Origin of the sequence: Pedobacter roseus, assembly GCF_014395225.1 — a bacterium.
GTDB classification, from domain to species: domain Bacteria; phylum Bacteroidota; class Bacteroidia; order Sphingobacteriales; family Sphingobacteriaceae; genus Pedobacter; species Pedobacter roseus.
The window spans coordinates 2,848,757-2,864,222 of record NZ_CP060723.1; the positions used below are offsets into that span (position 1 = coordinate 2,848,757).

Annotated in this window: 6 protein-coding genes; 1 reads left to right on the forward strand and 5 read right to left on the reverse strand. The window is 40.8% G+C overall.

All coding sequences use genetic code 11. The features are described 5' to 3' along the window. Positions 1–8: 8 nt before the first annotated feature. From H9L23_RS11895 to H9L23_RS11910, 4 genes are read right to left on the reverse strand one after another with little or no spacing between them, the layout of a single operon-like run. Entirely contained in the window at positions 9–3,134 is a 3,126-nt protein-coding gene (locus H9L23_RS11895; protein ID WP_187595157.1) for a SusC/RagA family TonB-linked outer membrane protein, read from the reverse strand. Between the two features lie 16 nt (positions 3,135–3,150). After that, positions 3,151–4,902 (reverse strand): RagB/SusD family nutrient uptake outer membrane protein, encoded by a 1,752-nt coding sequence (locus tag H9L23_RS11900; RefSeq protein ID WP_187595158.1) that lies wholly within the window; start codon positions 4,900–4,902, stop codon positions 3,151–3,153. Between the two features lie 11 nt (positions 4,903–4,913). Then, positions 4,914–7,748, reverse strand: coding sequence for a SusC/RagA family TonB-linked outer membrane protein (locus tag H9L23_RS11905; RefSeq protein ID WP_187595159.1), 2,835 nt, complete (start codon positions 7,746–7,748; stop codon positions 4,914–4,916). A gap of 15 nt (positions 7,749–7,763) precedes the next feature. Next, positions 7,764–8,237: a CHRD domain-containing protein gene (locus tag H9L23_RS11910; RefSeq protein WP_187595160.1), complete on the reverse strand. Its 474-nt coding sequence runs from the start codon at positions 8,235–8,237 to the stop codon at positions 7,764–7,766. A gap of 443 nt (positions 8,238–8,680) precedes the next feature. On the opposite strand from H9L23_RS11910, the gene H9L23_RS11915 reads away from it, so the two are divergent. Then, positions 8,681–12,760, forward strand: coding sequence for a hybrid sensor histidine kinase/response regulator transcription factor (locus H9L23_RS11915; RefSeq protein ID WP_187595161.1), 4,080 nt, complete (start codon positions 8,681–8,683; stop codon positions 12,758–12,760). A 479-nt stretch (positions 12,761–13,239) separates the two neighbouring features. Here the strand turns inward: H9L23_RS11915 and H9L23_RS11920 are convergent, their stop codons facing one another. Then, positions 13,240–15,450, reverse strand: coding sequence for an alpha-galactosidase (locus H9L23_RS11920; RefSeq protein WP_246474922.1), 2,211 nt, complete (start codon positions 15,448–15,450; stop codon positions 13,240–13,242). Positions 15,451–15,466 lie beyond the last annotated feature (16 nt).

The window sequence follows — 15,466 nt, forward strand, 5'->3', positions numbered from 1 at the left end:
TTTTAAATTTATAGTCCAAATTGTATCCCGAAGTTCAATACGCGTTGTTGAGGATATTCACCTGCTGATGCCGTTAATGCTGATTCAGGATCGATAAATGATGGAATTTTAGTGTAAATGATGCCCATATTATAACCATTGGCATAAACACGGATATTATTTACATGTAGTTTCCTGGCAAAAGACGAAGGAATCCTGTAGCCCACTTCAAAATTCTTCCACCTGATATAATCGCCCTGAACATACCAGAAGGTAGACCAGTAGTTTCCCGAACCATCAAAACCATTTTGCGCACTTCCCGAAAGCTCTGGAAATGAAGCTGAACCTGCCGTTACCGGTGTCCATCTGCCCAGGTTCCAGGGAACCGAAACCCGGTCCGGACGTGCGTAAGCCAACGCCCCCCTGTTCATGTTGATGATGTAATCGAATGAACCCTGAAACAGTGTTGAGACATCAAAACCTTTATAAGAAAATCCAAAACTTAAACCTCCTGTATAATTTGGGTTATTATTACCGATGTATTGCTTGTCGTTGGCATCAATTATACCATCTCCTGTTAAATCTTTATATTTTATAGCGCCCAATTGCAGGGTGGATAATGGAACCGAGGCCGCTAAACGGGGAGCATTGTATAAGTCGGATAAACTTTCATAATAACCATCGGCAGTGTACTGAAAAACAGCCCCTACCGGTTTACCTGTTAAGGCCAAGCCATCATAAAGGAAAGCTGGCTCATCTCTGTATAATACCTTGTTTTTAGCGTAGGTAACATTTCCATTTACGAAAAACTCAAAATTAGCTCCGATTTTATCACGATAAGTTAAATCGACTTCGTATCCGGTATTATGTACGCGGCCTAAATTATATGGAGGTAATGTTGCACCAAAAGATGCAGGCACCAAACCTGGTGTAGTAAAAATATCCTTGGTTATTTTATTGAAATAATCTAAGGTTAAAGACAGTTTACTTCCGAAAAACTTAGCATCCAAACCAACATCCAAATCATTAACGGTCATCCATTTTACATTTTGGTTAGAAAGGGTCGGCTCAACAATACCGGTATAAGACTGTGGTGTTTCGCCAAAAACAATACCGCTTGCACCAGTTGAATAGCTTTTTTGATAAATTAAACTTGATACACCGATATTGTCGTTCCCGGTTATACCATAAGAAGCCCTTAGTTTTAAGAAGCTGATAAACTTTAAATTGTCCTTAACAAATTTTTCTTCACTGATATTCCACCCGATACTCGCCGCAGGGAACCAGGCAAAACGGTTGTTTTCGCTAAACCTGTCAGATCCATTATAAGCAGCAGTTAAATCCAGCAGGTATTTTTGCTTGTAGGCATAGGTAGCTTTACCGGTAAAACCTTGTATATTATATGGATCGATTAAAGTAACAGTGGTTGTACCTACAGGTAAAATGTTGGTACGCGTTTGGTTGATCAGGGCCACAGCACTCACATTATGATCTCCAAAGCTTCGGTTGTAGTTCAACCCTCCACGTATGGTGGTGGTGCGCCTTGTATTGTTAAAAACGGTACTCCTGCTTAAAACCCCCATCCGGTAGAGGTTTGGTGTAGTAGGGTTGTATTTCTGAGTAGCCGGATCATAGCTATATGCTAAAATTTCGCTTGATGCGCGGGTTAGATTCCGGGTAAAACTATAATCTCCGGTATAAGATACCAGGAAGTTGGCTGATAATCCTGGCGTAACCATATCCAACAATTGATTGGCACTTGTGGCTGCAGCGATATTGTTGTTATAACTGCGGTTGTAACCCGAATACATTAAGTTTGCTACCGGATTAGGCTTGGTTCCTGTTGCGGCAGAGCTGGCGATTAAACCGTTTGGCCAGTATATCGGATAGAGGAATGAAGACAGCTCACCGTTCCATAAATATTGAAATATGGTACCGCCATTGTTCCAGGGTTTATCATTCGGCTCGTTGGTTACCCCAAATTTCCCTGACAAATCAATCTTGATCTTTAAATTTTTGTTAGGGGTAATATCCACATTCGATCTGAAGTTATACCTGTTGTATAAATAGTTGGAGTTATACCCCTGACCTTCGGAAAAATCCTTAAATAAACCGCCCTGGTATAAGTAACCTAGGTTGACAAAATATTTTACCTTTTCGGTACCGCCTGATATGTCGAAATTTATCTTATTCTGTAAACTCACCTTCTTAATCACTTCGTCCCACCAGTTCACATTCGGATGATTGTAAGGATCATCGTTTGTGAGGTAGTGCTGAAGGTTATCTCCCGAAAAGAAATTTGGATATAAAGTAGCAGGATTGTTATACAGACCGGCCAGTCGCTCGCGGAATAAATTTAAGGTGGTATAACCCGAATTGACCACCGGACGCTGTGTAGGCATCTGAAGACCACTTTCGTTCTTTACATTTAAAGCTGGCTTACCACTTTGTCCCCTACGGGTAGTGATAATTACCACACCATTTGCCCCCCTGATACCATATACGGCTGTGGTTGAGGCATCTTTCAATATCGTTACGCTTTCTACCTCATTATTGTCGATAGAACTGATCTGATCAGCACTTACCTCCACATCATCAACAATAACCAATGGCGTGGTACCACCGGCATAAGTACTGATGCCACGAATCTGAAAAGCAGCACCATCATTACCTGGCTGACCGCTACGTTGCTGCGAAAAGAAACCCGGTAAACGGCCTGCTAAACTGTTCTGTAGGCTTGCAGATGGACTCTGACGGATTTTTTCACCAGAAATTGAGCTTACCGCTCCTGTAACAGTGATCTTTTTAGCCGATTGCCCAACCCCCAGAACCACCACATCTTCTAAACCTTTGGCATCATCTTTCAAAATAACGCTGATGCTGGATTTTGCCGACACATTGATTTCCTGTGAAAGATATCCAACTGATTTGACAACGATAACGGCCTGGCTGCCTCTTAATTTTAAAGTAAAACGCCCCTTTTCATCAGTTGAAACACCATTACTGGTAAACTCTTTTTCGAAAATAGTGGCTGCTGGAATGGGGCCATTGCCATCACCAACGGTTCCTGTTATTGTTTTACTGGTTTGTGCGAAGGTCCTGTTGCAAACCATAAGCGCGACAAACAAGATTATTGTTTTTATAATTTTTTTCATGTGCTTTGCGCTAATTTTACCAGTTAGGGTTTTGAACCATCGATTTATTTGATATCACCTCATTTAATGGAATCGGAAAGAGATAGCCTTTATTCGCCTCAAATTTGGTATTAGCAGCGTCTACCGTTTTGTAGGTAACTACACCCCCTAATATTGTACCCTGAACCCCATGGAGTGTTCCATTGAGTACTGTTGCGGCAATCTTCCACCTTCTGATATCCCAGAAACGGTGTTCCTCGAAAGCAAATTCTACTCTTCGCTCATGCCTGATTTTATCACGCATCTGCGCTTGTGTTAATCCTGCAGGTAAGGTTGGCATACCTACGCGGGTCCTGATGGCATTCACTGCGGCATATACACTGGCGTCTGCTCCTACGGCCTCATTTTGAGCCTCAGCATAGTTTAACAGAATCTCTGCATATCTGATGATTGGGAAAATGTGAGGGTAATTTGAGTAAGATGTTCCGCTCGAATTGCTGGTCATAAACTTACGCATGTAATAACCAGTACGGGTTTCACCTTTTGTTACCCTTCCGTAACCAAATGGCCTGTCCAATCCTCCATCATAAGTCTGTACTTTTCTATTCAGCCAATAAAGTCCGTCGAAAGTAATGGTTGCAGGAAAACGCGGATCTCTATCGTAATATGGATTGGTAGCTACATAACCAGAGCCTGTTTCGGTAATCAGTTTACCATTAGTCATTTCATACTCGTTTACCAGTTCCTGGGTGGGATTGGTTTTGCCTGAAAATGACGCACGGGTATAACCTACCGGATCATTATATGCTTCCACAGTAGAGTTATTCGCCGTCATATAAGGCAGAATAATTTCGTTGTTACTTGCTGTGGTAAAAACACTTAAGAATTTATTAACGTTGGTAACATAGGTGGCAAGTGTTGCACCTGGTGCTACCCCGGCAAGTGTAGTTGTGGTATAATGTCCTGTTGTTGCGGCACTGTTTAAAGCATAAGTAAATTTAGTTGCCGTTACACTATCCATTACTGCTTTTGCAGCAGCAGCAGCGCTGGTCCATTTGTTAAGATCGTTACCAGGGTTATTAAGCGGACTTGCAGCATATAGCAGCAGCCTGCTTTTTAAGGCCATTGCTGCACCACGGCCAAAACGACCATAAAAGTTTGCTGCAAATGTACCGTTGGTTGATGAATTTGCGGTTAACAAATAAGGCATTGCAGCATCAAGTTCGCTTAAAATATAATCTACACATTGCTGGTAGGTATTGCGCGGAACATTAATGGTTTCTTCTGCATTAAAAATCTTATCACCGATTAAGGGAACACCTCCCCATCTTTTAATCAGTTCGAAATACGACATTGCCCTTAAGCAATGCGCTTCAGCTTTCCACCTCTCTTTATAACCTTTAAGGTTTAAGGGAACTACATCAATATTGGCCAAAAAGATATTTGTTTTGCGGATGTTGGCGTAATTTTTCGCCCATACATTATCTACTACATTTGAAGGACTTATCCCATCGTTGCTAAAGTATTGCACGGCATCGCCGACGGCATTGGGTAGCGCATCATCAGTACCGGCATCCAGTATGTTATTCGAAATCCTGTTATTTCCGTTTGGCAGGCCTGCGTAAATACTGTTCAGGAATTTTTCGGCATTTACACCCAGCGAATCTGTTTTATCAAAAATAACATCCTGACCAATCAGTTCTAAAGGTGTATCCTCGCTTAATTTTTTACATCCCCATGCGCCAAACAACACAGCAGATACGAAGGCAACTATAAAATATTTTTTCATAAATCTGTTTTCTATAAGGTTAATGATATACCACCGTTGATTACCCTTTGATTAGGGAAACTGTTCACCAATGATTCGGGATCGAAATCGAGTTTTGAAGTGGTAAGCATGTTGTAGCCGTTTACAAAAAACCTAAGTTTTTTTATTTTTAACCTGCTTACCAGATGTGCTGGAAGTGAGTAACCCAACTCCACATTTTTCAACCGGAGGTAATTGCCGTTTCTTAACCAGAAAGTAGAGGAAACATTGTTATTTAAATTGGTTCCCAATGTTAAGCGAGGCAATGTGGCACTTTCCTGATTGCTTGGGGTCCACCTGTTTTGGGTAGTATAATCCAAAACATAACCGGTGTTGTTGTTCAGGGCCAGCATATAAGCTGTATTCAGCAATACTTCTCTGTTAAAAACGCCTTGTACCAGGGCCGAAAAATCAAATCCTTTGTAGTTGAAAGCCAGGTTTAGGCCTCCGTAAACAAGCGCTTTATCGCTGGTAATTTTCTTTTGATCGAGTGATGAAATTACACCATCACCATTTAGATCCTGGTATTTAATATCACCGGCAACAGGTGTATAGCCCAATAGTGTTGGTGTATTGCCCGCATTTTCTCCTGTTTTGTAAAAACCTATAGACTGGTAACCGAAGGTACCAGAAGCCTGGCCGGCGGTGTACATCCAGCTATATGGATAATCCGGCTCACCAGCATATAAAATTTTATTTTTTTGCAAACTAACGTTTACCCCTATTTTGTAGCCAAAATCGCCTGATCTGCCCATAAAATCAACTGTACCTTCTATACCTGAAAACCTGTTTTCGCCAAGATTCTGATCTGGATAATCGGCACCTATAATGGTACTTGCATACGGCCTGGAAATTAACAAGTCGTAATATTTATTGTTATAATAAGTTAGGCCTGCATTTAGTTTATTGTTTAGAAATGCTGCATCAGCACCAACTTCGAGCTTTTTGGCCTTTGCGGCGCCTACGTTTGTGGTGGCCAGGCTACCCTGAACTGCTGTACCCACTGTAGTTTGCCCTGTGCCAAAAACATAACCTGAACCGCTGATCGAATACCGCTGGAGGTAAGAGAAATAATCAGAAAGGTTAGCTTTAGCTGTTAAACCATAAGTAGCCCTAAATTTCAGAAAGTTAACTGTTGAAGGATTAAACCATTCTTCTTTTGAAGCTACCCAGCCTAAACCTACTGATGGAAGAAATACCCATTTTTGCGAATCAGCATATTTGTTAAAACTGCTATATGAAATAGCAGTCTCAGCAAAATATTTATCATTGTAACTGTACTTAGCAGACAAACCTGCAGTTTTGAGGATATTGTTTAACTGACCGTTGCTTAGCAGACCGCTGGATAAACTGTTATCTCCGTTATAAGCCCCCAATAAATCCAGTTGATGGCTTCCAAAATCCCTCGAATAGCCTAACATAAAATTGTAATAGGTCTGCTTTAACTGGTCGGTTACCTCCGAACTGCCACCACCTAAAAGCACTTTGCTATCCGTGCCCGATTTGGTATAACTGATTGCTCCACCACTTATGGTTGGGTAGTAAATGGCGAATGTTTTTGTTTTTAAAGTAGCTTCGCTGTAATAGTTTGCTATCGATAAACCTGCTTTTGCCCATAAACCTTTGGTTATATCGTCTAATTTATATTTTAGCGCTACATCAGAATTTAAGGTACGGTTGGTGGTCATCACGTAACCTGAGTTGATCGTGTTTGCCAAAATATTATTGGTTAAAGAAGCGGTGCCGCCATAAGTACCATCTGGATTTTTAACGGCATAGGCCAATGGCGATGTTGAATAAACCTGGCTCATAATGGACAAGGCGTAACCGCCAGGCTGGTTGTTGTTTTCTACTGAACCGAAGATGTTTAACTGTAAGGAAATATCTTCATTAAAGTTAATTTCTGCATTGGTACGGATATTATAACGTTTATAAAAGTTATTGGTATTATAAACATTGTTATCATCGGTTACAAAATTACCATCAGATGCAAAATGCTCTAAACTGGCATAATATTTAAAAGCTTCTGAATTACCAGCAACACCCAAGTGATAACGTTTTTGAGCACTGTTCTTTTTATAAACAAGATCGTACCAATTGTTATTAGGCTGCAAAAACGGATTATTGGTGTTGTTATCATAAGCACTGATTACTGCATCGCTGTATACTGGCGTACTGCCAGGGGTTGTGTTTAACTGCGCTTCGTTATAAATACGGGCATAATCGCCACCAGTAATAAATTTGGGTGTAAAGAGGTTTTGAAGAGCGCCGTACTCTGCTCCAAAATTAATTTCGAAAGGATTGTTTTTTGATTGCTTTTTTGTAGTAATGTAAATTACACCGCCTGATGAGCGCATGCCATACATCGAAGTTGACAAAGCATCTTTCAATACCGTAATACTTTCTACATCATCAGGATTGAAATTGGTAAACGATCTGGGTACCCCATCAATTACGATAAGTGGCGATTGCCCGCGGAGCACCAATTGCGTTACATCAAAACCAGTACGTGCCGACGATTGCAGTGTATACAAACCGGTTAAACGGCCAGCTACCGTATTCGTTACATCAGATACCGGAGTAGAATTGATGTCATCACCATATATCGTAGCAGCACCTGCTATCAGGTTGACTTTTTTAGTTGTTCCATTCCATTTATCAACTTTACTTTCAAGGAAGCTTTTTGGATCAAATTTCCTGATCAGCGAGCTATCCGTCATTACGGCAGTATTGGTTACCGGTTTTTGCTGTGCAAAAGCAAAAACAGGCAATAGGTTTAACAAGCCTATCATCCATTTCAGCCTAATATTTGTAATTTTTCTCTTCATAATATCGGCTGTTTATTAATATGATGTTAATGTTCCCCTTACCAAACCTGTAGCTTGCTGACTGGAGGCAATCTGCAGGTAAAGTGTTTTAGAATTTAAATCGGCTATGGTTTGTGCCGATAACTCAACAAAACCTTTTACTTCCCTGGCGGTATTAAAGGCTCCATTATTCAAATCAATTAAAACAGCACCATTGGCTCCGGCAACCCCACTGTAAATAATTGCCTTGGTTGGCGTATCGCCATTATTGAGCGGTGTATCAAAATAGAGGTAATAATAAAGTTTGTTATCGGTCATTAAATAACATACCGCTACCGCATGGTCTGTTCTACCCGTAATTGCCGGTACAACATTGTTTACTGATAAATCTGATTTCCATTGTCGGATGGTATAGATATCTGATACCACTTCTTTTTTCTTACAGGCGCTAAAAAACAGCAGCGCAAGTGCAGGCATCAGGCAATGCCTTTTTAGTGTAAATAGGTTCATAAATTTTAGGAGTTGATTGTTTAGGGATGTTGATTTAATTGATCATCCATTTTTGCTGGTGATTTTGCACAGACACAATATGCCGGTATATCACCTTCAAACTCCTAAACTTTAAAAGCACTGCTTTTACTAAAAGTAATTTTTGTTTCATGGTTGGTTTGGTTAATATTTACTGTTGGCTATCGGATGGGTTGATATCAGATTTGCCCACAGCGTTGGTTGTTAGTTACATTTGGCTAAGCCAATTACAGGAATGGTTAATTCCAGTTGGTGTTTGCTCTTTTATCACCTTGAATTCGCTTTACCAAAACTAGTTGGGCGAAAAATGAAAAAGGTCGAAAATTGTAAATGAAAGGGTAGAAAAACGGCAATTCTTCCATATTTTAATCAATTCGCCCTATATTTAAAGTGAAATACAACGATCCCAAATAAAACTAACCTAAATGATGAAGCCGCGTTTTAGCGCAATAGGATTCTGCCTGATGCTTTTGATATGCACATCCCTTTATGCACAAAAGCCCATTGTATTTAATCACCTTACGATGGAGAATGGCTTGTCGCAGAATTCGGTGATGGCCATCGCACAGGATAAAAACCAGCTGATCTGGATGGGAACCCGGCATGGACTAAACCGCTACGATGGCTACCGTTTTAAAATTTACAATAGCAGCTCCGATAACCAGAACAGCATCTCGGATAATGTAATTACCACTCTATTAAGCGACAGTAAAGGACGGTTATGGGTAGGTACCGAAAATGGACTAAATCTCTATAATGAAAAAAGCGATCGTTTTATCAGGATCAACAAAAAAAGCTCTTCACAATCTTTCAGTTGCGATTCGGTAGAGTGTGTGTACGAAGACCCGCAAAAAAATATCTGGATAGGTACCTACAATGGCCTCAACCTGGTATTAAATGCAGAGAAACAGGTATTCAAAAAATTCCTTTTTGATAAGCCGGAGCGCAAAACAGGCGTTAATTACATTCTTTCTGTAATTAAAGATGATCAGCAGAATATTTGGGCAGGAACTGTTAACGGTTTAGTGCGCATTTACCTAGTAAAGGGCAAATACCATTTCGAAATCTTCAGGCACAAGGCCGGCGATTCCAACAGCATTAGTTCTAACGCGGTAAAAAGTATCGTCATCGATAAACAAAAGCGCCTTTGGCTGGGTACCTATAATGGTTTAAACCTATTCGATTACCAACATAAAACCTTTACCCGTTACCAAACCAGTGCTACAGATGCTAATTCAATTGTAAATAACGACATCCGTAAACTCACCTGTGATAAAAGAGGCAACATCTGGATCGGCACACAGGAAGGTTTGAGTATCCTCGATCCCAATACACGGAAATTCAGCAATTACCGTTACGATCCGGAACAGAGCAGCGGACTGAGTCAAAACTCCATCCACAGTATTTTACAGGATTTAAACGGTTCCATGTATGTAGGTACTTTTTATAAAGGCGTTAATGTGGTTTATCCCTCCGCCACGCCGTTTACGGTATACCGGAATTCTAAAAAACAACAGGGCCTGAGCAGTAATATTGTGAGTGCCATGGCCGAAGATCAATACCATAACCTTTGGATCGGAACGGAAGGTGGTGGCTTAAATTATGTAAACCGCAGCAAAAATACCTTTACCTATTACAGATCGGAGCCAAATAATAGCAACGGACTGAACTCTAATCTGATTAAAACATTATGCCTCGATAAAACGGGACAGTTATTGGTGGGTACACACCGTGGCGGTCTGTATGTTTTTAATCCATCTGCGCAAAATTTCAGAAAAATAATCAATGTTAAGGATGTAAAAAATTCGCCTGGCGGTGCCGAAGTCATCGCAATAACGGAAGATAGCAACGGAATGGTTTGGGTGGGCTCCAGAGATGGTTTATCTACCCTATATAAAACAAATGGTGTGTATGCCGGCACGACCGTTAAAAGCATTTTAGAGAAAAGCATACGGAATAAATATATCCAGGTGATTTTTGAGGATCAGGCCAAAAACCTCTGGATCGGCACCCGGGCAGGTTTATATGTATACAACCCTAGCTCAAAAAGAATTACAGCTTATTATCAGAATAAAGCCAATGCCAAAGGTCTGAAGTCAGAATATATCAATTGCATCATGCAGTTGAAAAATGGAAATATCGGTATCGGAACAGCTTTGGGTGGATTGAGCATCTTCGACAATAAAAGCAGAAAGTTCAAAAATTATAATGAAAAAGATGGACTGCCAAACAGCAATGTATTTGGAATAATCGAAGATGAGGAAAAGAATTTATGGATCAGCACAGATAAGGGCTTATCCAAACTGGTTACCAGTACAGGAAAATTCATCAACTACACCAAAAGCGATGGGCTTGCAGGAAACAATTTTAACATCAGTTCTTTTTTAAAAGATAGCCATTGTGAATTGTTCTTTGGGGGATACGATGGATTGACTGCGTTTTATCCGAAACAGATCGACATCAACAAAAATGTTGCCCCCATCACTTTTACCGGACTTAAACTGTTCAATCAACCTGTAGAAGTAAACAGTAGTGATGGAATATTAAGGGGAGCTATTCAAAACACACCACAAATTACCTTTAAACACGACCAGAACAATTTCAGCATTGACTTTGCACTGCTAAACTATATCAAACCCGAAAAAAACAGCTACAGTTACATCCTTAAAGGCCACAGTAAAGCCTGGACAAAAACTGATGTCCCGAGTGTAAGTTACGCGGATCTCCCTTCAGGCAATTACACCTTTATGGTTACGGGCAATAATAACGATGGAACCCCAAGTGGTAAAGCCGCATCACTCAAAATTACAGTACTACCGCCCTTTTGGGCAACCTGGTGGGCTTACCTCATTTACCTGGCCTTTTTTTCCGGGTTATTGTTCCTGATTGTGCGTTATCTTTTTGTACGTGCATTATTAAAACGTACTGAAGATATGCAGAAAATGAAACTTAATTTCTTCACTTATGTAGCGCATGAGATCAGAACCCCGCTTACCCTGATTCTTGGCCCATTAGAAAATCTTTCCAATCAATACCAAACCGATACTGAGCTAAACAGGCAGCTAATTCCCATAAAAAACAACGCCAACAGGTTAATGCGTTTGATTACGGAACTGATGGACTTTAGAAAAGCCGAAACCGGACACCTTACGCTGCATGTTGCCGAAGATAATATCATCGAATTTATCAATGAGATTTTTATCTCCTTTTCTCATTTAGCGCAGGCTAATGGCATTCAGTATGATTTTATACATGAACAGGAAAATATCAACCTGTTTTTTGATAAACGACAGCTCGAAAAAGTATTATTCAACCTGTTATCCAATGCTTTTAAATTCTGTGATAAAGGCGGCCTGATTTCAGTTTCTGTTCTCGAATCGGATGATGATGTAACCATCAGCATTTCGGATAATGGTGTGGGTATACCTGCCGAAAGCCTTAAAGGTTTGTTTAGCGATTATTTCCAGGTAGATGAACAGCAGAGTCAAATTGGGTCGGGTATCGGGCTTGCCTTATCAAAAGCGATTGTAGAAGAGCATCAGGGAAGTATTACGGTAGAAAGTACACCTGCCGAAAATGGCTCAAGGGGTTTCACCAAATTTACCGTAAAGTTAAAAAAGGGGAAATCGCATTTCAAAACAGCACTTTTTGATGGTATAAAAGATTATCCTGCCCATCCTGATCTTTACACACAACAGGCGGAAGAAATAATTACGCTGATAAATCCTGAAAAAGAAATGGATCCGGCTACTGAAACCATTTTGGTGGTGGAAGATAACAGGGAGATCAGGTCGCTGATTACCTCATTGGTGGGCAGCCAATATCAGGTAGCCGAAAGCGAAAACGGTTTACTGGGCTGGGAAACGGCTGTTGAAACCCTGCCCGACCTAATCATTTGTGATATTATGATGCCGGTAATGGATGGTATTGAACTTTGCCGCCGCCTTAAACAGGACGAGCGCACCAGTCATATCCCGGTGATTATTCTTACCGCCCGTTCTTCGCACATCCACCAGGTGAGCGGTTTAGAAACCGGTGCCGATGCTTATATCACTAAACCTTTTAGTCCGGAGCTGCTTTTACTCAACGTACGCAATTTACTGATGTCGCGGCAGATAATGCGCCAAAAGTTTCTGAAACATATCCACCTGCCTCCTAAAGACCTTACCATTAATGCCGTTGATGAAGCTTTTATGCAAAAACTACTGGGCTATATCGATCAGCACCTTGCCGATGAAGATTTTGGGGTATCTGAGCTGGCTTCGATGATTGGCATGAGCAAACCAGTGTTGTACAAAAAAATCAGGCAGCTCACCAACCTTTCGGTAAATGATTTTGTAAAATCGATCCGCTTAAAAAAAGCGATGGAACTGTTTAAACAAAACAGGTTTACGATTTATGAAGTGGCTTATCAGGTGGGCTTTAACGATCCGAAATACTTTAGCAGGGAGTTTAAAAAGCAGTTTGGGAAAGGACCAAGGGAATTTATGAATGGGGAAGAGTAGTTTGGAGTTTTTAGTTGGGAGTTTGGAGTAGTCTTTAGTCCAAAGTCTTAAGTCCGGAGTCAATTACTCGCGGATGGTCATCATAAGAAAAATCGTCATTTCGAGCGGACCCGATAGCTGTCGGGTGCAACGAAGCCGAGAACCACGAAGTGTTCAGCAAGGCTAAATCTATTATAAGGTTCATCTCTTCGTTACGTCAGCCTGAGCGTAGTCGAAGGGCCTATTAGTTCTTTAATTCAGTTACGAATAAAACCTCGCAAGTGGTGCGTGAGGACACAAACCATGGAATTAAGTTAATCGCCCAAACTCAATGCCCTCTGTGATTTTTTCTCTTTGCACTCGGTGGTTAAAACAGCCACGGATGCACGGAAACCACGGAGAATAAAACGCAATCGGTATTGTACAAGTGGTTCGTGGAGACACGAACCACGGGATATGCCTCCTCGCAATGACGGATTTACACTTAATAACGGACTATATTACTTCACCTCCTCAAACTTCAGCACCACACTCGTTCTATCGGTAGTTAAAACAGGGTTAAAACCAACCTTCATTAAAAAATCTCCTGTGTAAATTTTGCTGCCATCAATTGACGATTTTGTCCCCGGAAAAAGGTTAATCTCTTTGATTTGATATTTTTTCGCCGCATCCAATCCGTTTAGTTTAATTGGATATTTACTGCCCTCTCCATAACGGTAGTTTACCAGGTAGTTAAAGATTACACCTTCCGTTTTCTGCTCGTTTACATATAACATCGAAGCTACGCTGCCTGCACGTGGATCGGCCAAACGGTATTGTTCGCCCTGCCAGATAATTCCTTTCACTTCATTATAGTTTTTAATGGCTTCCTGACAAAACTGAAGTTCCTTTTCAGGCAGTTTACTCACCACAATATCGAAACCTAATTTACCCATCATGGCTACATCCGTACGGAACTTAATGGATTGTTTGCCCCAATCGGTTACATGGTTAGAACTGCTGATGGCCGGATAAAAATAAGAGTATTCCCATTGCATAAAAATCCGTTCCAAAGGATCGGTATTATCACTGGGCCAAAACTCTGTAAAATATTGTAAGGCTGCATAATCTACCCTGCCGCCTCCGCCTGAGCACAACATCATCGGTACGGTTGGGTATTTGGCACGGATACGCTTTAAAACGCTATACAAACCCCTTACATAATCAATATAAAAGTGCGACTGATTTTTTAAATGCGCAGAATAAGCATTATAAATTACCGCATTACAGTCCCACTTAATGTAGGCCAGTTTAGGGTTTTTGGTAAACAGATCGTCAACCACTCCAAAAACAAAATCCTGCACTTTTGGGTTCGAAAGGTCAAGTTCCAATTGGTTCCTGAAATAATATTCCGGACGGTTCGGCTGTTTCACTACCCAATCAGGATGTTTTTCGTACAATTCACTTTTAGGGCTCACCATTTCAGGCTCAATCCAGATCCCGAACCTGGTTCCAACATTGTCGGCCTCTTTTACCAATGAGGCAATGCCATTTGGCAGCTTCTTTTTGTTTTCCTGCCAATCACCCAGTCCGGCACGGTCATTATTCCGTGGATATTTGTTTCCAAACCAACCATCATCCAACAAAAAGAAATCGACACCCAATTTTTTGGTATCTTTTAATAAATCGGCCAGTTTTTGTTCATTAAAGTCGAAATAAGTGGCCTCCCAATTATTCAAAAGGGTCAATCTACTACCCTTACCATCCAATATTTTATAATTACGTGCCCAGTTCTGCAATTTTCTGCTTGCATCGCCTTTTCCCTGATCAGAAAAAGTATATAAAAACGCTGGCGTTGTAAAAACTTCACCCGGTTTTAAGCTATATGGCGAAGCATAATTATTCATTCCGGCAATAATTCTCAAGTTATCCTGATAATCGAGTTCCAGATCGACCTTGAAATTACCGCTCCACTCCAAAGCGCCATATAAAACGTTACCTTCATTTTCCTCAGCAGGTTTATCCATCGAAATCATAAAAACTGAGGGCTGGAAAAGGTTGGCCCTGGTACCCAATTTACTATCCAAAGTTTTAATGCCGTGGGTAATTTCACTCTGTTCGGGCTGCATTTCTTTAGCCCAATCGCCATGGTACTGGTTAAGCCAAAAATGTGGCGATTTTAAATGCAGGTTGGCAGAAGCATATTTATTCAATACCACGGTACCTTTTTCGTTGTGTTTAATTTCCGTCCACTGCTCTATTACATCCTGTTTGTAAAAAGATTTATAAAACAGCGTTACTTCGAAATTATAAACCGGGTCTTTTAGCCTGATTTTTAACAAACTTACATTATCATCAATTGCGGTAACGCTATGATCAACATATTTCAGATCTAGCGAATTATTACCATCGGCATGGGTAACACTAATGGCTGGTTCAACGAGATTTCTTGTTCCAGATGGCGTATAAGCCGAATTTAACTGCCCGGTATAGTCTTCTGTTTGTTTGTACTGACTGTTAACCTGTGCATATTCCTGTTTATTGGCGAGTTTTTTTCCAAAAAATATGGTATTTACATCTTTTTTCGCATCGGCTTGCAAAACCAGTGCATTATGTGCGGTTTCGATGGGTATAATGGTTTGAGCCTTGCTGTTCGCCATGGCAAAAAGAGAAATGGCCATTGCCAATGCGCCCTGCCTGAAGTAACCTGTAGTTTGATGTGATCTGTTCATTTGTGTTTTCAATAGT